This window comes from Vibrio sp. 10N.239.311.G01, from assembly GCF_041465805.1.
GTDB lineage: Bacteria > Pseudomonadota > Gammaproteobacteria > Enterobacterales > Vibrionaceae > Vibrio > Vibrio crassostreae_C.
On record NZ_JBFSRM010000008.1, the window covers coordinates 14,675 to 36,043 of the forward strand.

At 44.5% G+C, this 21,369-nt stretch carries 20 protein-coding genes; 9 read left to right on the forward strand and 11 right to left on the reverse strand.

Going from position 1 to position 21,369, the window contains the following annotated elements:
- Positions 1-4 precede the first annotated feature (4 nt).
- The 7 genes from mrdA (at position 5) to lipA (ending at position 7,472) form a co-directional block, all read left to right on the forward strand.
- Positions 5-1,897, forward strand: coding sequence for a penicillin-binding protein 2 (gene mrdA, locus AB6D06_RS08425; protein WP_017062333.1), 1,893 nt, complete (start codon positions 5-7; stop codon positions 1,895-1,897).
- Positions 1,897-3,018, forward strand: coding sequence for a rod shape-determining protein RodA (gene rodA, locus AB6D06_RS08430; RefSeq protein WP_017062334.1), 1,122 nt, complete (start codon positions 1,897-1,899; stop codon positions 3,016-3,018). Before mrdA ends, rodA begins: the two co-directional genes overlap by 1 nt.
- 3 nt (positions 3,019-3,021) lie before the next feature.
- Positions 3,022-3,861, forward strand: coding sequence for a septal ring lytic transglycosylase RlpA family protein (locus AB6D06_RS08435; protein ID WP_372110107.1), 840 nt, complete (start codon positions 3,022-3,024; stop codon positions 3,859-3,861).
- A gap of 93 nt (positions 3,862-3,954) precedes the next feature.
- Positions 3,955-5,136: a serine hydrolase gene (locus tag AB6D06_RS08440; RefSeq protein WP_372110108.1), complete on the forward strand. Its 1,182-nt coding sequence runs from the start codon at positions 3,955-3,957 to the stop codon at positions 5,134-5,136.
- Between the two features lie 232 nt (positions 5,137-5,368).
- Entirely contained in the window at positions 5,369-5,647 is a 279-nt protein-coding gene (ybeD, locus tag AB6D06_RS08445) for a DUF493 family protein YbeD (RefSeq protein WP_026084358.1), read from the forward strand.
- 195 nt (positions 5,648-5,842) lie between these two features.
- Entirely contained in the window at positions 5,843-6,502 is a 660-nt protein-coding gene (gene lipB / locus AB6D06_RS08450) for a lipoyl(octanoyl) transferase LipB (RefSeq protein WP_004737632.1), read from the forward strand.
- Between the two features lie 4 nt (positions 6,503-6,506).
- Entirely contained in the window at positions 6,507-7,472 is a 966-nt protein-coding gene (lipA, locus tag AB6D06_RS08455) for a lipoyl synthase (RefSeq protein WP_017064177.1), read from the forward strand.
- Positions 7,473-7,676: 204 nt separating this feature from the next.
- Here lipA and AB6D06_RS08460 read toward each other — a convergent pair whose 3' ends face one another.
- The 3 genes from AB6D06_RS08460 to AB6D06_RS08470 all read right to left on the reverse strand — a co-directional run bounded on the left by AB6D06_RS08460 (position 7,677) and on the right by AB6D06_RS08470 (position 10,666).
- Entirely contained in the window at positions 7,677-9,038 is a 1,362-nt protein-coding gene (locus AB6D06_RS08460; protein ID WP_171732569.1) for a sodium-dependent transporter, read from the reverse strand.
- Between the two features lie 289 nt (positions 9,039-9,327).
- A complete protein-coding gene (locus tag AB6D06_RS08465) occupies positions 9,328-10,104 on the reverse strand; it encodes a YggN family protein (protein WP_372110109.1) in 777 nt (258 codons plus the stop codon).
- 88 nt (positions 10,105-10,192) lie between these two features.
- The gene (locus tag AB6D06_RS08470) at positions 10,193-10,666 is read right to left on the reverse strand and encodes a GreA/GreB family elongation factor (protein WP_017059917.1); all 474 of its coding nucleotides are present in this window, start codon (positions 10,664-10,666) and stop codon (positions 10,193-10,195) included.
- Positions 10,667-10,811: 145 nt separating this feature from the next.
- Here AB6D06_RS08470 and AB6D06_RS08475 point away from each other — a divergent pair, with 145 nt between their 5' ends.
- Complete coding sequence (locus tag AB6D06_RS08475; RefSeq protein WP_372110110.1) at positions 10,812-12,746, forward strand: ATP-dependent DNA helicase RecQ; 1,935 nt, start codon at positions 10,812-10,814, stop codon at positions 12,744-12,746.
- A 65-nt stretch (positions 12,747-12,811) separates the two neighbouring features.
- Here AB6D06_RS08475 and dinB read toward each other — a convergent pair whose 3' ends face one another.
- On the reverse strand, positions 12,812-13,888 hold the full coding sequence (dinB, locus tag AB6D06_RS08480) for a DNA polymerase IV (protein ID WP_372110111.1): 1,077 nt from the start codon (positions 13,886-13,888) through the stop codon (positions 12,812-12,814).
- A 162-nt stretch (positions 13,889-14,050) separates the two neighbouring features.
- Between dinB and AB6D06_RS08485 the strand changes: the two genes are divergently transcribed.
- The gene (locus AB6D06_RS08485) at positions 14,051-15,289 is read left to right on the forward strand and encodes a response regulator (protein WP_017064183.1); all 1,239 of its coding nucleotides are present in this window, start codon (positions 14,051-14,053) and stop codon (positions 15,287-15,289) included.
- Between the two features lie 134 nt (positions 15,290-15,423).
- On the opposite strand, the gene nqrM is transcribed toward AB6D06_RS08485, so the two are convergent.
- The 7 genes from nqrM to AB6D06_RS08520 form a co-directional block, all read right to left on the reverse strand.
- On the reverse strand, positions 15,424-15,678 hold the full coding sequence (gene nqrM, locus AB6D06_RS08490) for a (Na+)-NQR maturation NqrM (protein ID WP_372110112.1): 255 nt from the start codon (positions 15,676-15,678) through the stop codon (positions 15,424-15,426).
- A 16-nt stretch (positions 15,679-15,694) separates the two neighbouring features.
- Positions 15,695-16,699 (reverse strand): FAD:protein FMN transferase, encoded by a 1,005-nt coding sequence (locus AB6D06_RS08495; RefSeq protein WP_017059913.1) that lies wholly within the window; start codon positions 16,697-16,699, stop codon positions 15,695-15,697.
- Between the two features lie 174 nt (positions 16,700-16,873).
- Positions 16,874-18,100: an NADH:ubiquinone reductase (Na(+)-transporting) subunit F gene (gene nqrF / locus AB6D06_RS08500; RefSeq protein ID WP_017059912.1), complete on the reverse strand. Its 1,227-nt coding sequence runs from the start codon at positions 18,098-18,100 to the stop codon at positions 16,874-16,876.
- Between the two features lie 29 nt (positions 18,101-18,129).
- On the reverse strand, positions 18,130-18,726 hold the full coding sequence (gene nqrE / locus AB6D06_RS08505; protein ID WP_009848375.1) for an NADH:ubiquinone reductase (Na(+)-transporting) subunit E: 597 nt from the start codon (positions 18,724-18,726) through the stop codon (positions 18,130-18,132).
- Between the two features lie 7 nt (positions 18,727-18,733).
- A complete protein-coding gene (locus tag AB6D06_RS08510) occupies positions 18,734-19,366 on the reverse strand; it encodes an NADH:ubiquinone reductase (Na(+)-transporting) subunit D (RefSeq protein WP_008223083.1) in 633 nt (210 codons plus the stop codon).
- A complete protein-coding gene (locus tag AB6D06_RS08515) occupies positions 19,366-20,133 on the reverse strand; it encodes a Na(+)-translocating NADH-quinone reductase subunit C (RefSeq protein ID WP_017059911.1) in 768 nt (255 codons plus the stop codon). Before AB6D06_RS08515 ends, AB6D06_RS08510 begins: the two co-directional genes overlap by 1 nt.
- The gene (locus AB6D06_RS08520) at positions 20,123-21,367 is read right to left on the reverse strand and encodes an NADH:ubiquinone reductase (Na(+)-transporting) subunit B (RefSeq protein ID WP_017067139.1); all 1,245 of its coding nucleotides are present in this window, start codon (positions 21,365-21,367) and stop codon (positions 20,123-20,125) included. Before AB6D06_RS08520 ends, AB6D06_RS08515 begins: the two co-directional genes overlap by 11 nt.
- Between the last annotated feature and the right edge of the window lie 2 nt (positions 21,368-21,369).

The following is a 21,369-nucleotide window of genomic DNA, read 5'->3' on the forward strand; positions in this document are numbered from 1 at the left end:
GTTAATGTTACGTAAACGTAGCCAAATCCGTGATTACAAAGCAGAAGCACGACTATTTACTAATCGTGCTTTTGTTGCGTTTGCGGGGATCATAGTCATGATATCGATGTTGGTTGTTAATCTGTACAACATTCAGGTCAATCAATATCAAGACTATAAAACCCGCTCTAACGATAACCGTATCAAGGTCGTTCCAATCGCCCCCAACCGTGGTTTGATTTATGATCGTAATGGTGTGCTTCTTGCCGAAAATCGCCCGGTTTTCAACCTAGAAATCACACCAGAAAAAATCAAAGATATGGATGACACGCTCGTCCGTCTACAAGAATTAATCGAGATCCCGCCAGAGCGCATTGAACTATTTGATCGTGATCGTCGCAATTCACGACGCTTCAAGTCAGTACCTATTCTGAATCAGCTTACCGAAGAACAAGTTGCGATCTTCTCTGTAAATCAACATAAGTTCCCAGGCGTTGAAGTTACAGGTACGCTAAAACGTTTCTACCCTTATGGTGATGTGTTAACTCACGTGATTGGCTACGTATCGCGCATCAATGACCGTGATATGCAGCGCCTGGTTCGCGAAGAGAAAGACGCCAATTACCAAGCCACTCGCGACATCGGTAAACTTGGTATTGAGCGCTACTACGAAGACATGCTTCACGGTACCGCTGGCTATCAAGAAGTCGAAGTTAACAGCCGTGGACGAGTGATCCGTACTCTAAAATTTGTACCGTCGGTTCCGGGTAAAGATATCGTGCTCAACTTGGATATCAAGCTACAACTATACGTACATAAGTTACTGGATGGCCGCCGTGGCTCAGCTATCGTTCTCGACCCGAAAGACAATGGCGTGTTAGCCATGGTATCTAGCCCAAGCTACGACCCAAATGCATTCGTACATGGTATTTCGTCTAAAGGTTATAACGCCCTGCTTCAAGACAAAGACCGCCCTTTGGTTAACCGTGCAACGCTAGGTATTTACCCACCAGCATCGACGATCAAGCCATTCATTGCTGTTGCGGCTCTGCAAGAAGGTGTGATTACACCTAATACAACGCGTAATGACCCAGGTTATTGGAAGATCCCTAATTCAAAAACAAGACCATTCCGTGACTGGTTGCGTTGGGGACACGGGGTCGTTGATATAGAGAAAGCGATTGAAGAGTCAGTGGATACTTTCTTTTACCAAATTGCTTATGATCTCGGCATTGATCGCATATCCAAATGGATGATGATGTTCGGCTTTGGTGATTATACTGGCATCGATATTTATGAAGAAAGCAAAGCCAATATGCCAACTCGTGATTGGAAGATGGCAAGACACCGTGTGCCTTGGTACCAAGGTGACACCATCCCAGTTGGTATTGGCCAAGGCTACTGGACTGCAACACCCATGCAGATTGCAAAAGCCACATCAGTTTTGGTCAATGAAGGTGAAGTAACCGCACCTCACCTACTTCGTTCAACCATTGATAACGGTCGTCCATTCGATGAACAAATCATGTCGGACATTGAAACTTACCCACCGCTAACCGGGGTTAAGAAGAAGTATTGGGATATCGCTCAGGAAGGTATGAGGCTGGCTAACCACGGTAAGAAAGGTACGGCAAGACGTTCATTCCAGAAGATGTCTTACCAAACCGCTGGTAAATCGGGTACCGCGCAGGTATTCGGCTTAAAAGAAGATGAAGAGTACAACGCGGACGAAATCGCAGAGCACTTACGCGATCACGCCCTCTTTACGGGTTACGCGCCTTTTGAAGATCCTGAAGCCGTCGTGACTATCGTTCTAGAGAACGCAGGTGGCGGTTCTTCTAACGGCGGCCCAGTAGTAAGAAGGATTTTAGACCATATTATCCTTGCAGAAGATTATCAAAGTGAGCCAATTAAATAATGAAACTTGATCCTTCAACTGGACGAAATAGAGCCCTATTCGAAAGGCTGCATATCGACCTGCCGCTTTTGCTTGGCATTCTGGTTTTAATGGGCTTTGCCCTGCTGATCATGTACAGCGCAAGCGGACAAAGCCTTGCGATGATGGACCGCCAGGCGATGCGCATGGCTCTGTCTTTAGGTGTGATGATCTTCCTAGCGCAAATCTCACCTCGTACTTATGAAACCTTGGCACCACTGCTATTTGTAGGTGGTGTCATCTTGCTATTGGGCGTGTTGTTCTTTGGTGAAGCCTCTAAAGGCGCCCAGCGTTGGTTAAACTTCGGCTTTGTTCGATTCCAACCGTCAGAGCTATTAAAGCTCGCGGTGCCTTTGATGCTGGCACGATTTATCGGTAAGCGCTCACTTCCACCAACATTCCAAACATTAGCGATCTCGCTAGTGATGGTGTTTGTACCGACGATTCTAATCGCAAAGCAGCCTGACCTAGGTACATCTATCCTTATCGCCGCATCTGGTATCTTCGTGATATTCCTGGCTGGTATCAGTTGGAAAATCATTGCTAGCGCGGCAATCGCATTAGGGGCATTTATCCCAATCCTATGGTTCTTCTTGATGCGTGAATATCAAAAGGTGCGTGTTAGAACCCTTTTTGATCCTGAATCAGATCCATTAGGTGCGGGTTACCACATCATTCAAAGTAAGATTGCGATAGGTTCGGGTGGTATATCAGGAAAAGGTTGGTTGCAAGGCACTCAATCTCAACTAGAGTTCATCCCAGAGCGTCATACTGACTTCATTTTTGCGGTCATCGCCGAAGAATGGGGCATGATCGGTATCTTGTTCTTGCTTGCGATCTACCTGTTTATTATTGGACGTGGCTTAGTGCTTGCGAGCCAAGCTCAAACCGCATTCGGTCGAATGATGGGCGGAAGTATTGTACTGAGCTTCTTCGTTTATATTTTTGTAAACATTGGCATGGTAAGTGGCATTCTACCTGTAGTTGGTGTTCCTCTTCCTCTAGTCAGTTATGGCGGTACTTCAATGGTTACCCTTATGGCTGGTTTTGGTATTTTAATGTCGATACATACACACAGAAAAGCATTCTCAAAGGCGACCTAATCGATGTCTATTACAACGTTTCAAAAAAAAGCATCCTTGGTTGAAGAGCTGCCAATCAAAAAAATAGTCTCTATCTTGGGGCTAGCGATTTTAATCAATGGTTGTTCTTCAAAGCAGCCAACAGGCCGCTACGATATTGATTCAGATATTGCACCAGACGCACCGATCTCAGTAGAGCATCTCGAGGATGCTCACCCTCAGTATGAACCTTATAGTTTAGGTGGTAACACGGATTACACTTTACGTGGCAAAGACTACAAGATCGTAAAGAAGACCGAAGGGTTTACTGAGAAAGGCAAAGCCTCTTGGTACGGTAAGAAATTTCATGGCCACTTAACGTCGAACGGCGAGATCTACGACATGTATTCGATGTCTGCGGCGCACAAAACATTGCCAATTCCAAGCTATGTAAAAGTGACGAATACTGAAAACAACAAAACGACAATTGTTCGTATCAATGACCGCGGCCCATTCCATGAAGGCCGAATCATTGACCTTAGTTATGCGGCAGCTTACAAGCTCGATGTGTTGAGAACCGGCACGGCAAATGTTGAGATTGAAGTCATTACTGTGGCTATGCCAACCGACGCAAATAAAAAGGCTGCTTTACCGCAATTTATTATTCAAGTCGCAACATCTCCACATGAAGATAGGACCGAAAAGTTAGCGAAAGATCTAGCCGAAAAGCTAGAAGTAGCAACGTTCTTGCAGCCAAATGATGACAAATACCGTCTGATGATTGGGCCATTTCATGACTATGCTCTGACTCAAGAGAAATTAGAACAAGTTAAGCTAATGGGTTACCCGTCAGCTTATATAAAAAAACACACCCTAACTCGCTAATTAATCTAACAGTTACTTCTGGTAATCAGCGCTCTGGTGTGACAGAGTGATTCTGTTAATATATGAATAGTTCACCAAATAATTGCATTCAAAATGATTAAATCTAATAAACTTGTTAAATCGATTTTTGCTACTTCTGTTGCTCTTTCTGCAACGATAGCTACATCGTCATTCGCCGCTCCTATTGTTGTTCCTGATGCACCTCAAATCGCCGCTAAAGGTTTTGTTCTGATGGATTACCATTCAGGCAAAGTACTAGCAGAGAAAGAGATGAATACTCAACTTTCTCCAGCAAGTTTAACCAAGATGATGACGAGCTACGTAATTGGCCAAGAGCTAGAACGTGGCAACATCAACTTAAACGACGATGTTGTAATCAGTGAAAATGCTTGGGCTAAAAACTTCCCAGATTCATCTAAGATGTTCGTTGAAGTAGGTACAACGGTTAAAGTTGAAGAACTGAACCGCGGTATCATTGTTCAGTCAGGTAACGATGCTTGTGTTGCGATGGCTGAACACATCGCCGGATCTGAAGATGCATTCGTTGACCTAATGAACGCATGGGCAAGCTCTATCGGTATGAAAGACACGCACTTCGCTAACGTGCACGGTCTAGACAACCCGAACCTATACTCAACGCCTTACGATATGGCGCTACTTGGTCAGGCGCTGATTCGCGACGTACCAGACGAGTACCGTATCTACTCACAGAAGAAATTCACTTACAACGGCATCACCCAGTACAACCGTAACGGTCTGTTATGGGATAAGAGCATGAACGTTGATGGCATCAAAACGGGCCACACAAGCAATGCAGGTTACAGCCTAGTAAGCTCAGCGACCGAAGGCAAAATGCGCCTAGTTGCTGTAGTTATGGGTACCAAGAATGCTAATGCTCGTAAGACAGAAAGTAAAAAGCTGCTTAGCTACGGCTTCCGCTTCTTCGAAACAGTGGCACCACACACAGCGGGTGAAACCTTCGTAGAAGAGAAGATCTGGATGGGCAGTAAAGACACCGTTGCACTGGGTGTCGACGAAGATACTTTCGTTACGCTACCTCGTGGTCAAGCTAAGAACCTGAAGGCAAGCTTCGTTCTTGAGAAAGAGCTAGAAGCGCCAATCAGCAAAGGCGATGTAGTTGGTAAACTATTCTACCAAGTAGACGGTGAAGACGTTGCTGAATACCCCCTACTAGCACTTGAAGATGTAGACCAAGGCAGCCTATTCAGCCGTCTATGGGACTACCTAGTTCTTCTATTCAAGGGTTTCTTCTAAACAAGCCAAAGGTTTGTTCTAGGTAAAACCTAAGCTTGTTATATAGCTAACCTAATGAGTAAGTTCATGATTTGCTCATTAGTGAACCAAAAGCCGCCATGTGCGGCTTTTGTTGATCTTGAGTTCGGTGATATTTACACGTAATATTCCGCCTTATTACTCGTGTCTGTTGACCGAACACGCTTTTTATCGACATTTCGCCAATTTGCGAGCGTCTAGCCTTTTGGAGCTAATCATGAACATCAATTCTGATGCAAAACTAAAAGACCTCTTAGAGTTCCCTTGTTCATTCACTTACAAAGTAATGGGCCACGCTAAGCCAGAACTGACTGAGCTAGTACTAGAAGTGATCCAGCGTCATGCTCCTGGTGACTACAGCCCAACGCTAAAACCGAGTGCGAAAGGTAACTACCACTCTGTTTCTATCAATATTACTGCGACTTCAATTGAACAAGTAGAAACTCTTTATAAAGAACTGGGCGAGATCGAAATCGTTCGTATGGTTCTGTAATCTCCGATTGCACATGAAAAACAGCGGCTTATTGCCGCTGTTTTTGTTTAAAGCACCCTATCTAGCTCAAATTCATTCAACTTAATTTTCAATAAATACAAAGAAAGTTGAAAAACCTTGCAGTCCGTCTGTAGTTAGAATCATGTTTCGCGTTTATAATGCGTTCACTTTATTAATCCTTGAGGGAGTGCAGCTTTGCAAAATAAGCTAATCGTAAAAAAATTAGGCCGTCAGGATTACGAACCTGTATGGAAAGCCATGCATAAGTTCACAGACGAACGCACGGAAGAAGACGTAGACCAAGTTTGGTTGGTTGAACACAACCCTGTCTTCACTCAAGGACAAGCAGGTAAAGCCGAGCATGTATTGAATGCTGGTGATATCCCTGTAATACAAAGCGATCGCGGTGGCCAAGTGACTTATCACGGCCCAGGCCAATTAGTCGCTTACTTTCTGATTAACATCCGCCGCAAGAAGTTCGGAGTGCGTGATTTGGTTACTCATATCGAGAACCTCGTAATCAATACTCTGAAAGCTTACAATATAGATTCAGCTGCCCGACCTGACGCTCCTGGTGTTTATGTCGATGGCAAGAAAATCTGTTCACTCGGATTACGTATTCGACGTGGCTGCTCGTTCCACGGGCTAGCACTCAACGTCGATATGGACCTGTCTCCATTCCTGCGTATTAACCCATGTGGTTACCAAGGTATGGAAATGGCGCAGGTAAGCCAACTCGGTGGACCAAGTGAACTAGAAAACGTTGAGCAACAGTTAATACAAGAGCTCGTAGAGCTACTCGGCTATGACCAAGTAGACATTCAAGCCACCAGTAACATTACAGCAGAAGCATAAAATCATGAGCAAACCAATCCAAATGGAAAAAGGCGTTAAATATCGTGACGCTGACAAAATGGCATTAATTCCCGTAAAGAATATGCCTGCTGAACAGAAAGAAGTTCTACGTAAGCCTGAATGGATGAAGATTAAACTTCCTTCAGACAGCCATCGTATTCAAGAAATCAAATCAGCAATGCGCAAAAACAACCTGCACTCAGTTTGTGAAGAAGCGTCTTGTCCTAACCTAGCCGAGTGTTTCAACCACGGTACGGCAACGTTTATGATTCTTGGCGCTATCTGTACTCGTCGCTGCCCGTTCTGTGATGTTGCCCATGGTCGCCCTGTTGCTCCTGAAGCTGAAGAGCCGAAGAAACTAGCTAAAACAATTCAAGACATGAAACTGAAGTACGTTGTAATCACTTCAGTTGACCGTGATGACTTGCGTGATGGCGGTGCTCAGCACTTTGCTGACTGTAACCGTGAGATTCGCGAACTCAACCCAAATATTCGTATCGAAACACTGGTTCCAGACTTCCGCGGTCGTATGGACGTTGCGCTTGACCTAATGAAAGACAACCCGCCAGATGTTTTCAACCACAACCTAGAGACAGCGCCACGTCTATACCGTAAAGCGCGTCCAGGTGCGAACTACAAGTGGTCTCTTGATCTACTGAAGAAATTCAAAGAGCAGCACCCTGATATCCCAACAAAATCAGGTGTGATGATGGGTCTTGGCGAGACAAAAGAAGAGATCGTTCAAGTACTGAAAGACCTTCGCGAACATGGTGTGACTATGCTGACACTAGGTCAATACCTAGCACCAAGCCGTCACCACTTACCAGTAGAACGCTACGTGCCGCCTTCTGAGTTCGATGAGCTGAAAGAGATTGCTCTAGAGCTAGGCTTTACTCACGCAGCGTGTGGCCCGTTTGTACGTTCTTCTTACCATGCGGACTTGCAAGCTCAAGGTATGGAAATTAAGTAATCACGATTGCTTAACGAACAATGCAAAGGCGCTGAATATTATGTTCAGCGCCTTTTTTCTATCTTGTTCGTGCCGCTATAGCTTTATATTTCGTGCCACTAAGCTTTATATAAAAACAACAAAGCCACTCTTTATGAGTGGCTTTGTGCTTAATATTTCAAGTTCAGAGGAGGTAATTTCAAAAAGCCCAGATAGGGTTCTGCATTAACCGAAAGATGCCCAGATAACCGTTGCTACCAAAATTGGGCACACAAACTTCACATACATTGGCCAAACCTTACCAAACCAACCCAATTGGAAATCAGGACAACCTTGTTCAAGCTCTTTCACTTTTGAAGCTCGGCTCCATACCCAACCACCAAACACACAGAACATCAATGCAGCGACCGGTTGAAGGTACTGAGTTGCAATCATCGCTACCATGCCAAACATCGCAGCAAAGTTGTAAACAATCACCACACTAAACAGCGCGATAGCACCACCAATTACCCAGCTTGTTGGCGTTCGTCTGGTATTGAAACGCTCACTCACTAGCGCAACCGGGCCTTCAAGCATCGAAATCGAAGAAGTCAGTGCTGCAATCGTTAGTAGTAAGAAGAACACAATCGCAAAGATCTGACCAAGCACACCTAAACTATCAAACATCAACGGCAAAACCGTGAATACTAGCGTGTCAGAGCTTAATAGTGAGCCGTCTTCCGCATAGATTTGTACGCCTTTTTGCATCGCAACAAACATGGCTGGCATCACCACTAGGCCAGCAATAAAAGCGACAGCAGTATCCACCAAAGTTACGTTCATCGCCATTTTGGGTAGGTTCTCTTTCTTGCTTAAGTAAGAGCCATAAACCAACATCGAGCAACCGCCAATAGTGAGCGAGAAGAAGCCCTGTCCCATTGCCGCCAGAATCAGTTTTCTATCCCACACTTTCTCAAAGTCTGGAATAAGGTAATGTTTTAGGCCTTCCATCGCGCCAGATTGCGTCATGATGTAAACAAACAATAAGCCAAATAAAACAAACAGCGCAGGCATCAAACGAGTCGACCATTTCTCGATGCCTTGCTTAACACCGCCCTGCACAATCAAGATAGTCAGTACATAGAACGCGACGGTACCAAATACGTTGCGCTCAACACTGAAGCCCTTAAACCAATCAGCAATCGCTTCTAGGCCGATAAGATCCGCGACCGCACCAATTAGGAAACAGATCAACCAGCCACCAACAATACTGTAAAACGCCAACACTGCGCTTGGTACACTCAGTCCAACCCAACCGACAAACTCACCGACTTTCTTACCCAAAGGGTTTGTCGTCAAAGATCGCATGCTATCAACTGGGTTTGCTTGGCCGTGACGGCCGATAGCCATCTCTACCACCAGCATAGGGAAAGCAACCACGAAGATCATGATCAAATAGACCAAAAGGAAAGCACCGCCACCGTTGCTGGCAACTTGAGTCGGGAAACCCCAAATATTACCCAAGCCAACCGCTGCACCAGCCGCTGCTAAAATAAAGCCTAAACGAGAGCTAAAGTGCTCTCTTGAAGAGGAAGATTGTTGGTCCATATCGCCCGCATTAAAAATCAGTGAACTAGTTGAGAAGTACAGTAATAAAAAGCAATGATAGGCACAACCAATAAATGAACAATTCTCTGATTTTTACAATCAATGCGCTATTTAGAACAACAAAATTAACAAAAAACCAGTCTTATCGTTCAATTATAAGCAACAAAGCGAAGCAGTAGGCTTAAGAAGGAAATGGATTGAATTGAGATAAATACTCGCCGTGTGGTTCCATTTATACAAACAAAAAGAGCACCGACCGGTGCTCTTACTATTCATCACTAGACTCGAATTAAATTGTGAAGACTTGGTAATCTTTTAAGTTCGGAATGATTTCATGCAGTTCTTGCTCTTGTTCTGCCATCTCATCAAGTGAATCACAGAACTCATTCGCTTCCTCCTGTACTTGTTGAGAGTGTTCTTTCATTCGCTCTTCAACTTTCAGCTTTAATTCAGCCATACTGTCAGCCAGTTCAGTCAGGTTTAGGCCACCGTCTTGTTTCATTTTTTCTGACATCGCATTAAAAGCGCTAGAGATAAATTCTTGGTTAAAGATTTCTTTCGCCTTCTCGAAATCTTCAGACCAACCATTGGCCATCGACTCAAAGCTGTCTGCAGGCAAAACCAGCTCGCCATCTTTGTAGTAACGGGCTTCTAGGTCTGCGAAAAACGTTTTCATCGACTCTTTTACGTTATCAAACGATTCTGGAGAGTCTAAACTAACAGCAATATCATCAATCACATCATTGGCTAATGCGAGACTTTCGCTTGCCATCTGCTTAGCTCGTGGTATGTACTCACTCATACTCTCACGATATTTTTCAATCGCCGCTTGTTGGTCAGCATCAAGCTCAACTTTCTCGCCATGAATATAGAGATCGTTATTATCATCGAACACGGCGGTATCACCATTTACCTGATGAATTTCGACTTTTTGGTCATCGATTCGCAACTCATTCTTCAAATCAACTCGACATTGAGCCGCAAATGTTGGCAGGCTCACAACAGAGATCGCCGCTGTTAACGATGCAATTAATACACTGTTTTTCATAAATACATTGCTTTTCATAACATCCTCTCATCAATCTGACAGATTACTATACCCTTGGTATATGCTCCTTTGTCAGAGAAACGTTTTATATCTATTAGTCAGTTAGTTAGTCGATAGAGATAACTTCGTAGCAAAACTGTTTATCTGCGACCTTAAACTCAATCTCATCACCAACTTCTTTACCCATTAGAGCCTGGCCAAAAGGTGCATTTGCCGTCACGATGGCAATCTCATTCTCATTCCACGTGACAGAAAGTCCGCCGACTCTCGGCCCCATAAAAAAGTGTTTATATTGATCATGCTCGTCAATGACCACAACGTAACTGCTCACCGTAACCTTCTCACTATCACGCAACACTAAGTTACGATAACACTGAATATCGTCTTCACACTCTTGTACCCTCACCGCTTGACCATGGGCGAGATACGAAGCTTCTAATGCCAATGTATCGTACTTATGTTCAGGCACTGTCTCTTCATCTGTCGCAGCATCAATAGCGCGTTGAGTAGCAGATTGTGCGATACGTAATCGGGATTCAAGTTGCTCTATGATTATTTGGCGAAGCTCAGACTTATTCATACTATTGGGGTGCTTTTCTATAGGAGCTACAGAATAGAATTAGGTACAATCAGGTGCAAGACATTTGATTCATCAAGCGACGCTATCATGAATGGGCGCCCGCTTTAGCATCAATACGACACTTAATAACTCAGGTAGAACATAAATGATTGAGCAGAAGCTAAAACAAGTATTCGGATTCGACTCACTGCGCAATGGGCAAAAGCAAGTCATTGATAACGTTCTATCTGGTCACTCGACTGCCGCGATATTCCCGACAGGCTCAGGTAAATCGCTGTGCTATCAATTACCAGCATTAGAGTTACCGCACTTAACCTTGGTGATATCGCCACTGTTAGCCTTGATGAAAGACCAACTCGCTTTCCTGCACAGTAAAGGCATTAGCGCAGCGGCAATCGAATCAAGCCAAGACCGACAAACCACACAACAGGTTATGCAGTCAGTGCGTAACGGTGACACCAAGATCCTCATGATCTCCGTCGAGCGCTTGAAGAACGAACGCTTTCGTCAGTTTATCTCCCAAGTGTCGATCTCACTGCTTGTGGTCGATGAAGCGCACTGTATTTCAGAATGGGGACACAACTTCAGACCCGACTACCTGAAGCTTCCTCAATACCAAAAACAGCTCAATATTCCTCAGGTTCTACTACTGACAGCCACTGCGACTACAGCGGTTATCCAAGATATGAAGTCAAAGTTTGAAATTGATGAGGAGCGCGTTGTGGTTACGGGTTTCTATCGTCAAAATCTCGATCTGTCGATTCAACCTTGTGAACAAACCAGTAAGCTAGAAACCTTGTGCAATGTGGTTAACCAAGCTTCTCTCGCTCCGACTATTGTTTATGTCACCCTTCAACAAACGGCAGAGATGGTGGCTCAGCAGCTTCGCAATGCTGGCGTTAATGCAGTGGCTTACCATGCGGGTCTTAAGCCTGAAAATAGAGATGCTATTCAACACCAATTCATGAATGATGACGTGAGCTGTATCGTCGCAACTATCGCGTTTGGTATGGGCGTGGATAAGTCCAACATTCGCCGAGTGATTCACTTTGACTTACCAAAATCGATCGAAAACTACTCACAAGAGATCGGCAGAGCTGGTCGAGATGGGCAAGCGTCTGAATGTATTTTACTGGCTAACAAACACGGTTTAAGCACACTCGAGAACTTCGTTTTTGGTGATACGCCAGACAACATATCGGTCCAAGCGGTATTAAAAGAGATCTACGAAAATCAAAACATTGGCGCTTCTGGCTCGAATCAATGGGAGATCATGCTTAATCAACTATCACGTGAATCCAACATTCGTCAGTTACCGCTAAAAACACTACTGGTGTATCTCGAAATTGAAGGTGTGATTGAGCCCAAGTACAGCTACTTCGCAGACTACAAATTTAAGTTCATTCGTCCGAAACAGCAGATCACAGAGCAATTTCAAAGTGAACGTCGTCAATTTGTCGAAGCGATTTTCCAATGCTCTCCTCAAGCAAGAGTGTGGTGCCAAGTCGACTTCGATGCGCTTTGGACACACTTCCAAGCCGATCGTCAGCGTGTGATTGCGGCTATCGACTACTTCAATGAACAAGGTTGGATTGAACTAGAAAGCAAGCAGATCACCGATGTCTACGCGATCCACAATACTTCTGAAGATATGATGCAACTGTCAGAGCGTCTAACTGAGTTGTTTAAAGCAAAAGAAAACAGCGAGATAAACCGCCTTAACCAAATGCTGAATTTCTTTGAGGCGGATACTTGCCTAAGCTCACGCCTTGCGAGTTATTTTGCCGATGAGAAAGCACCAACAAACTGCGGTCACTGCTCTGTATGTCGAGGAGAAGTGGCAATCTTACCAACCGTTGATGTTGAACCTATCGATGATGAGACGGTGATGACATGGATACATGAGTTTATTTCGGCTAGCCAACAGTTGATTACCGACGAAGCGATTACTCGTTTTCTATGTGGAATCGCCACCCCACTTTCAACCAAGCTTAAAGCCAGCAAAATGGTCGGCTACGGAAAGTTAGAGCAACAACCATTCAGTGATACCTTAGCGCGAGTGAAGCAGCTTCCTAGGTAACTCTTACCTATAAAAAAACCGACTAGGCTTTGAGGCTTAGTCGGTATTCATCTCACTCATTATCTTTAAAAGAAGCTCAGCTGACGCATCTGATCTTTAGGTTGTAGCATCACACTTAGGCCAAGCAGGCGTATCTCTCGTCCTTGCTGCCTTTTCAGTATTTCACTAAGCAGCTCTTTGAAGTGTTCACGATCGAGAGAGGCGTGGATGTGCTCAATCGTGGTTTGTTGAAAATCGGCGAACTTGAGCTTAATGCCCTGCTTGATGATCGCTTTGCTTGGACTAGCCTTTTCTAAGCGAGTCTCGAGTTCAGGAAATAGCTTATCTTCGATTACCTGCCAACATTCTGCGTAGCTTGAAATGTTTTGGGTAAAGGTGCGCTCTACACCTACCGATTTTCGCTCGCGCTCGATGATAACTTCTCGATCATCAATGCCGTGGCTACGCTTCCAAAGTGATGCACCTTGGCGGCCAAACCTCAGTAGTAAGTCTCGATAGTCAGATTCTTTAATGTCCTTACAAGTAAAGAAACCCGATTGATGCAGCTTCTCAATACTCACCTTACCAACACCGGGAATCTTTTCGAGTGGTAATTCGTCAATAACAGCTTGTACGTCTTGAGGCGGAATAACAAACTGACCATTGGGCTTGTTCAGATCTGAAGCCACTTTCGCCAAGAACTTTATTGGGGCAATGCCAGCAGAAGCCGTCAGGTTGAGTTCATTCCAAATATCACGACGAATCGACTCCGCAATCAATGTTGCTGAACCAAGACACTGCTTCGAATCCGTAACATCAAGAAAGGCTTCATCCAAAGACAGAGGTTCAATGATGGATGTATATCGAGAAAATATCTCACGAATCTTTTTAGAGGTCTCTACATAGACCGGCATCCTTCCTGGAACAACTAGCAAACCAGGGCACAGTTGTAGAGCTTTAGCTGTCGGCATTGCAGAACGAACACCAAACTTTCGCGCTTCGTAATTACACGTACTCAAAACACCGCGCTGTTTTTCATGACCACCCACTGCGAGCGGTCGATTGCGATAAGACGGGTTATCTCGCATTTCTACAGCTGCGTAAAAACAATCCATATCAACATGGATTATTTTTCTCACTTTCTCTTGGTCCGCACTACGCATCTAGAAATAACTCAACCTTACAACTGTATCTATGAACAGTATAATCAATTATTCTCAAATTTAAAATGATATAGAGTCCAGCTCAACAGGTTTCACTTCATTCGCCGCCCACTATTCTGATAGTATTGTTAGGAGTATTTAGTCTATAAGTAGGGATAGCTTTTGAGTGAAAAAATACTAGTGGTAGAGGATAGTCGCGCATTCAGAAACTATCTTTACCAACAATTTAAGAACGATGGCTATGAAGTTGCGTTGGCGGAATCTGTAGAAGAAGCCAAAGCGATCTTAGAGCAAGAAACGGATTTCTTGTGTGCAGTCCTCGACTACTGTTTACCTGACGGCCAAGACGGCGAGATCATTGATCTCGTCTTAGGCTATCAACAGAAAATCATTGTCCTGACCGGGATGTTCGACAATCAACTGCGAGAGCAAGTCCTAGCCAAAGGCGTTATCGATTACATACTTAAAGACAGTATGTCATCAGTAAGCTACCTACTTCCCCTGGTTCAAAGAATTTCGAATAATCGCCATCACAAAGCATTGGTTGTCGATGATTCAGCGGTCGTTCGCCGTTACATAGCTCAACTTCTAGAACACCAATATATCCAAACTATCCAAGCCGAAGATGGCGAACAAGCATTAAAGCTCCTTCATAACGATCCCGATATTACGTTCGTTGTTACAGACCATGATATGCCGAAGAAAGACGGTATTGCGATGATCCGTGAGATTCGACGCGATCACGACAGAAACCAGTTGGCCATTCTAGGATTATCCGGGAGTGATGATCGCACTATGACAGCGCGATTCCTTAAAGCGGGTGCCAACGATTTCCTTTACAAACCTTTTAACCAAGAAGAGTTTTTCTGCCGTATCCATCAGCTGCTTGATATGAAAGAAGCGGCTAATGAGCTATTTCGACATGCCAACGAGGATGCTCTTACTGGCTTATGGAATCGTCGCTACCTGTTCAATCATCCTTGTAAAGGCTGCGATCAACGAAACATCGCGATGATGGACATCGACTTCTTTAAGAAAGTGAATGATACCTTTGGACACGATGGTGGTGATGCCGTGCTGATCGATGTAGGGAAAATAATCAAAGATCATTTCAAAGACGATGTCGCTGTGCGCTTTGGTGGCGAAGAGTTTTGTATTCAGTCGTGCGGCGCATTTGAAAGCTTTGTTGACAACTTAGAGTCCATGAGAGAAGCCATTGAAAGCCATGTTGTTGAGCATGACTCTCAAAGAATCAAGGTCAGTATCAGTATCGGCGTAACCGATTTAGACGCGAAGTTAGATGAACAGATCAAAGCCGCTGATGAGCTTCTTTATACGGCAAAAGAGCAAGGTAGAAACCAACTAGTGTTTGCGCGTAACAGCATGCAAATCGAACAATAGTCATTCGCTTTTGTTTCCATTTTGGTATGCCAAGATTAATTGCTAGACCTCAAAACTAAAAAAGCTCAAGACGATAATCTTGAGCTTTTCAATTTGAGGGCATAGATAACTCTATCCCCTATGACTGTCACCAATTAAGCGATACGGTCTTTACTCCAAGCCGCTTCTTTTTGTTGACGCTCAGCCAGCTTCTCTTCACGGTAAGCTTCACGTGCTTCACGCTTCTTACGCGCGTCACAAGGTTCTGGGCAGTTACATACTTTATCGATACCAACAGCACCTAAGCCACCACAGCTGCCTTTCACAACTTTCTTTTGGACTATATAGCCAATAGACATTGCTGTGATTACGGCAAGAAAAACACCAAATGTAATCAGAAATGTATTCATAATTCTCTCGCTTACCTTATTTACCTAAGTATGGCTTAAATGCTTCAGAAGCAATTTCTTTAAAGCCATCTGCTGTTTTTACCACCATGAACACTGGGATGTTATGTTGGTTTGCGACTTCCATTCCTTTTTCCTCACCTAAGACCATAAGGCCCGTAGATAAGCCGTCTGCAGTCATTGAAGACGGGTTTAAAACAGTCACAGAAACCACTTTATGGTGAAGAGGCTTTCCTGTTTCAGGGTTGATGATGTGTGAGTAACGAACACCATCACGTTCAAAATAGTTACGGTAATCACCAGAGGTTGCGATAGCCATATCACCCGGCTCGATGATCTCTTGGATATTACGCTCATCAACGCTTGGTTTCTCAATCGCGATACGCCAGCCCACGTTCTCACGGTTTAAACCTTTCAGACGAATTTCGCCACCGACTTCAACCATGTAGTTGTGAATACCGATAGAATCAAGGTAGTCAGCGACGACGTCAACACCCCAACCTTTTGCAATCGTGGATAGATCGACATACAGGTTAGGTAGGTCTTTCTTCAACATGTTGCCTTCAACACTAAGATGATGGATACCAATCTTAGCCTTGCGAGCCGCCAGCTCTTCATCTGATGGCACAACTTCAGGACGAGCTTCAGGACCAAAACCCCATAAGTTAACTAACGGACCAACCGTTACATCCAGAGCTCCTTCAGTAAGACCGTTCAAACGAATCGCTTCTTTCACAACCGTCGCTGTTTGCTCAGATACTTCGAACGCATCCGCACCTTTATGCTGGTTGAAACGGCTTAATTCGGAATCTTCACGGTAAGTCGACATCTGGTCGTTTACTTCTTCAAGTAGACGATCGATCTCTGTATGAACTTCATTAGACTCAGGAAATTCATCACCATTGATGTATTTAATATTGTAACTCGTGCCCATCGTTGGGCCACTCAAATGCACTTGCTCTCTTGACTGCTCACAGCCCGCAAGAAAAATCAAAGAAGTTAATGCAACAAGCCAAATTCTCACTTGCTTACTCCTGTCTAATGTTGAGGATTTATATAAGGAAAAATAAGAGTAAAAAATAGGTATTTTGAATGCCTTACTCTTTCTTATATAAGCCAGTATGTTGTCAAAAGCTGTCTTAGAAAAACAAATGGCTGACTCGTAGGAGTCAGCCATAATATCAATCACTTAAGTGGATTAACCACCGAAGTCATCTAGTAGGATGTTTTCATCTTCTACACCAAGATCTTTCAGCATGCCGATAACAGCAGCGTTCATCATCGGTGGACCACACATGTAGTACTCACAATCTTCAGGAGCTTCGTGATCCTTCAGGTAGTTTTCGTACAGTACGTTGTGGATGAAACCAGTGTAACCGTCCCAGTTGTCCTCTGGTTGAGGATCAGACAGTGCACAGTGCCACACGAAGTTTTCGTTTGCAGCCGCTAGGCCATCGAAATCTTCAATGTAGAACATCTCACGCTTAGAACGCGCGCCATACCAGTAAGACATCTTACGAGTAGACTTAAGACGCTTAAGTTGGTCGAAGATATGAGAACGCATAGGCGCCATACCTGCACCACCACCGATGAATACCATTTCATTGTCTGTGTCTTTAGCAAAGAACTCACCAAATGGACCAGAAATAGTACATTTGTCGCCTTCTTTAAGAGACCAGATGTATGAAGACATAACACCAGGAGCTACGTCAGGGTTGTTTGGCGGCGGAGTTGCGATACGCACGTTAAGCTTGATGATGCCTTTCTCTTCTGGGTATGAAGCCATAGAGTAAGCACGGATCGAATGCTCTTTAACGATAGACTCATAACGGAACAAGTTGAACTTATCCCAGTCACCACGGTATTCCTCAGGAATATCGTAATCTGCGTATTTCACGTGATGTGGTTCAGCTTCAATCTGAATGTAACCACCCGCGCGGAACGGAACTTCTTCACCTTCAGGGATCGCTAGAGCAAGTTCTTTGATGAAAGTAGCTTCGTTGTTATTCGAGATAACAGTACATTCCCACTTTTTAACACCAAAGATATCTTCGTCTAGTTCAATCTCCATGTCAGTTTTCATAGCAACTTGACATGCAAGACGTTCGCCTTCGCGAGCTTCACCTTTTGTGATGTGATCAAGTTCAGTTGGAAGGATGTCGCCACCACCAGACTTAACTTTTACACGACACTGACCACAAGAGCCACCGCCACCACAAGCAGAAGATACGAAGATACCAGCGCCAGCCAGGGCACCAAGTAGCTTGCTACCAGGTTGAGTAACGATCGCCTTTTCAGGGTCGCCGTTTACTGAAATAGTGATGTCACCTGATGGTACTAACTTAGACTTAGCGAAAAGAATCACTAGTACTAGAGCCAGTACAATAATGGTAAACATCGCTACGCCAAGAATAATACTAAACATTTGTTATTCCTTATTACTGGGTGCTTACCCTACAGTTGAACACCAGAGAAAGACATAAAGCCTAACGCCATCAGACCAACAGTAATGAACGTGATACCAAGGCCACGAAGACCTGGAGGTACGTCAGAGTACTTCATCTTCTCACGGATACCCGCAAGAGCAACGATAGCTAACATCCAACCCACACCAGAACCGAAGCCGTAAACAACAGATTCAGCAAAGTTGTAGTCACGAGTTACCATGAAAGATACACCACCAAAGATTGCACAGTTAACTGTGATCAGTGGAAGGAAGATACCTAGTGCGTTGTACAAAGGTGGGAAGAAACGGTCTAGAACCATCTCTAGGATTTGTACAAGTGCCGCGATAACACCGATGAATGCGATGAAGTTAAGGAAACTTAAATCGACACCTTCAACAAGCGCGTTTTCTTTCAGGATGTGTGTGTAAACAAGGTTGTTTACAGGAACAGCGATTGTAAGTACTACAACTACCGCAACACCAAGACCAAAAGAAGTTTTAACTTTCTTAGATACCGCTAGGAATGTACACATACCTAGGAAGAAAGAAAGCGCCATGTTTTCGATGAAAATCGATTTAACTAGCAGACTAATATAATGTTCCATGACTACCTTACCCCTTCGCTTCTACTTGTTCTGGTTTGAACACACGAATTGCCCAAATCAAGAAACCAATTAGGAAGAATGCAGAAGGTGCTAGAAGCATCAAGCCGTTTGGCTGATACCAACCACCGTTGCTCACTAGAGGTAGTACTTCCATACCAAATAGTTTGCCAGAGCCTAGAAGCTCACGGAAGAAACCAACAGTGATAAGAACGAAACCGTAACCAAGACCGTTACCAAGACCATCGATTAGAGATGGGATTGGCGCAGACTTCATTGCGAATGCTTCAGCACGACCCATTACAATACAGTTAGTAATGATTAGGCCTACGAATACAGATAGCTGCTTAGAGATATCGTATAGGTATGCTTTAAGCACTTGGTCTACCACGATTACTAGTGATGCGATAATTGCCATCTGAACGATGATACGCACACTGTTAGGAATGTGGTTACGGATCAAAGAAACGAAGAAGTTAGACAGAGCAGTAACGAACATTACCGCGATAGTCATAACAAATGCTGTTTCTAGCTTAGTGGTTACCGCAAGAGCAGAACACACACCAAGAACCTGTAGCGCGATTGGGTTGTTGTCCAACACCGGCGCTAAGATGCTCTTTTTAATTTCTTTTGCACTAGACATTAGTTCAGACCTCCGTCACGAACTTTTGCTAGGAACGGACCAAAGCCCATATCACCTAACCAGAAGTCAAATGTATGTTGAACACCAACGCTAGTCAGTGTTGCACCAGAAAGGCCATCTACACCGTGCTCAGAACCTTGAGGAGCGCCACCTTTAACAACCTGAATAGCAGGTTTGTGGTTTTCGTCGAATAATTTCTTACCAACGAATTGAGCGCGCCAAGATGGGTTCTCAACTTCACCACCAAGTCCAGGAGTTTCACCTTGCTCGTAGTAAGTGATACCAGAAACTGTGTTGCCATCAGTTTCTACCGCAACGAATGCGTACATCATTGACCATAGACCGTTACCGTGAACAGGGATGATAACTTTAGAAGTTTCAGCGCCATCTTTCACAAGGTATACAGTACCCGTGTTAGCACGACGAAGGATCTTAGCGATGTCATCTTCAGCTGAAAGCTTGATTGACTGAGCTGGATCTTTTGCCGCTTTACGTTGGTCGTATGCAGCAGCATCGCCGTCAACGAAATCGCCAGTAGCGAAATCAACTAGACGAGGTTCAATGTTCTCTGCGTACAGTTCAGGGATATTACCCGCAAGTTCAATGCCCGCAACTTCAAGGATCTTAGTTTGCTGATCTAGAACCGCGTTAGCTTGTTGCTTAGGTTTAAGAACAACTGCAGCTGTTGAAACGATGATTGAGCACACTAGGCTCAATGCGATAACAACAAACAGCGTCTTTTTAATGCTATCGTTATTACTTGCCATAGCGCGCTAGTCTCCGCTTAATGTTCTTCTCGATTACAACGTGGTCAAACAGAGGAGCAAATAGGTTTGCGAATAGGATCGCAAGCATCATGCCTTCTGGGTATGCAGGGTTAACTACACGAATCATTACACACATTGCGCCGATTAGGATGCCGTACCACCACTTACCTTTGTTGGTAAATGAAGCTGATACTGGGTCAGTCGCCATGAAGAACATACCGAATGCGAAGCCACCTAGAACTAGGTGCCAGTGCCAAGGCATGCTGAACATTGCGTTAGTATCAGAACCGATCACGTTAAACAGCGTAGACACAGCAATCATACCGATCATTACACCAGCAATGATTCGCCATGAAGCGATACGCATGTAAACGATCATCGCAGCACCGATCATAAGTGCTAGAGTCGATACTTCACCGATAGAACCTGGGATGTTACCAATGAATGCGTCCATCCAAGTGATTGCTTCACCAGATGTTACGTTCATTAGTGCGCTACCGCCGCCTTGAGCCCATTGGCTAAGAGCAGTTGCACCAGAGAAACCATCTGCAGCAGTCCAAACTACGTCACCTGAAATCTGTGCAGGGTATGCAAAGAATAGGAACGCACGGCCAGCAAGTGCAGGGTTCAGGAAGTTACGACCCGTACCACCGAAGATCTCTTTAGCGACTACAACACCGAAGGTAATACCTAGTGCTGCTTGCCATAGAGGAAGTGTTGGCGGAACGATAAGCGCGAATAAGATAGAAGTAACAAAGAAACCTTCGTTTACTTCGTGCTTACGCACCATACAGAACAGAACTTCCCAGAAACCACCAACGATGAATACCGTTGCGTAGATAGGTAGGAAGTAAGTCGCACCAAGTAGCATCTTGCTGCCAACACCTGCATCGGCTCCTAAGGAGGCTCCAAGCATTTCGGTTAGCCAGTAGTGCCAGTTACCACTGATAACAGATGCTAGTTCAGCACCTGCATACATATGGTTAAGTGCTGCGATAGCTTGGCCACCCGCGTTGTACATACCCCAGAACATTGCTGGGAATACCGCGAACCAAACCATGATCATGATACGTTTTAAATCAACGCTATCACGAACGTGCGAGCTTTTCTTTGTAATAAGACCTGGCGTGTAGAACACTGTCGCTGCTGCTTCGTAAAGCGCAAACCACTTCTCGTGTTTACCACCTGGCTCAAAATGATGCTCGATGTCTTCAAGAAACTTTTTAAGGCCCATGA

Bases quoted from the DNA above. Each gene is read 5' to 3' on its own strand.
- AB6D06_RS08460 (WP_171732569.1), bottom strand. From the start codon at position 9,038: ATGGACCAACAATCTTCCTCTTCAAGAGAGCACTTTAGCTCTCGTTTA.
- rodA (WP_017062334.1), top strand. From the start codon at position 1,897: ATGAAACTTGATCCTTCAACTGGACGAAATAGAGCCCTATTCGAAAGG.
- lipA (WP_017064177.1), top strand. From the start codon at position 6,507: ATGAGCAAACCAATCCAAATGGAAAAAGGCGTTAAATATCGTGACGCT.
- AB6D06_RS08465 (WP_372110109.1), bottom strand. From the start codon at position 10,104: ATGAAAAGCAATGTATTTATGAAAAACAGTGTATTAATTGCATCGTTA.
- nqrF (WP_017059912.1), bottom strand. From the start codon at position 18,100: ATGTTTAGTATTATTCTTGGCGTAGCGATGTTTACCATTATTGTACTG.
- dinB (WP_372110111.1), bottom strand. From the start codon at position 13,888: ATGCGTAGTGCGGACCAAGAGAAAGTGAGAAAAATAATCCATGTTGAT.
- mrdA (WP_017062333.1), top strand. From the start codon at position 5: ATGTTACGTAAACGTAGCCAAATCCGTGATTACAAAGCAGAAGCACGA.
- AB6D06_RS08475 (WP_372110110.1), top strand. From the start codon at position 10,812: ATGATTGAGCAGAAGCTAAAACAAGTATTCGGATTCGACTCACTGCGC.
- AB6D06_RS08510 (WP_008223083.1), bottom strand. From the start codon at position 19,366: ATGTCTAGTGCAAAAGAAATTAAAAAGAGCATCTTAGCGCCGGTGTTG.
- AB6D06_RS08440 (WP_372110108.1), top strand. From the start codon at position 3,955: ATGATTAAATCTAATAAACTTGTTAAATCGATTTTTGCTACTTCTGTT.
- AB6D06_RS08515 (WP_017059911.1), bottom strand. From the start codon at position 20,133: ATGGCAAGTAATAACGATAGCATTAAAAAGACGCTGTTTGTTGTTATC.
- AB6D06_RS08435 (WP_372110107.1), top strand. From the start codon at position 3,022: ATGTCTATTACAACGTTTCAAAAAAAAGCATCCTTGGTTGAAGAGCTG.
- nqrM (WP_372110112.1), bottom strand. From the start codon at position 15,678: ATGAATACATTTCTGATTACATTTGGTGTTTTTCTTGCCGTAATCACA.
- AB6D06_RS08470 (WP_017059917.1), bottom strand. From the start codon at position 10,666: ATGAATAAGTCTGAGCTTCGCCAAATAATCATAGAGCAACTTGAATCC.
- AB6D06_RS08520 (WP_017067139.1), bottom strand. From the start codon at position 21,367: ATGGGCCTTAAAAAGTTTCTTGAAGACATCGAGCATCATTTTGAGCCA.
- nqrE (WP_009848375.1), bottom strand. From the start codon at position 18,726: ATGGAACATTATATTAGTCTGCTAGTTAAATCGATTTTCATCGAAAAC.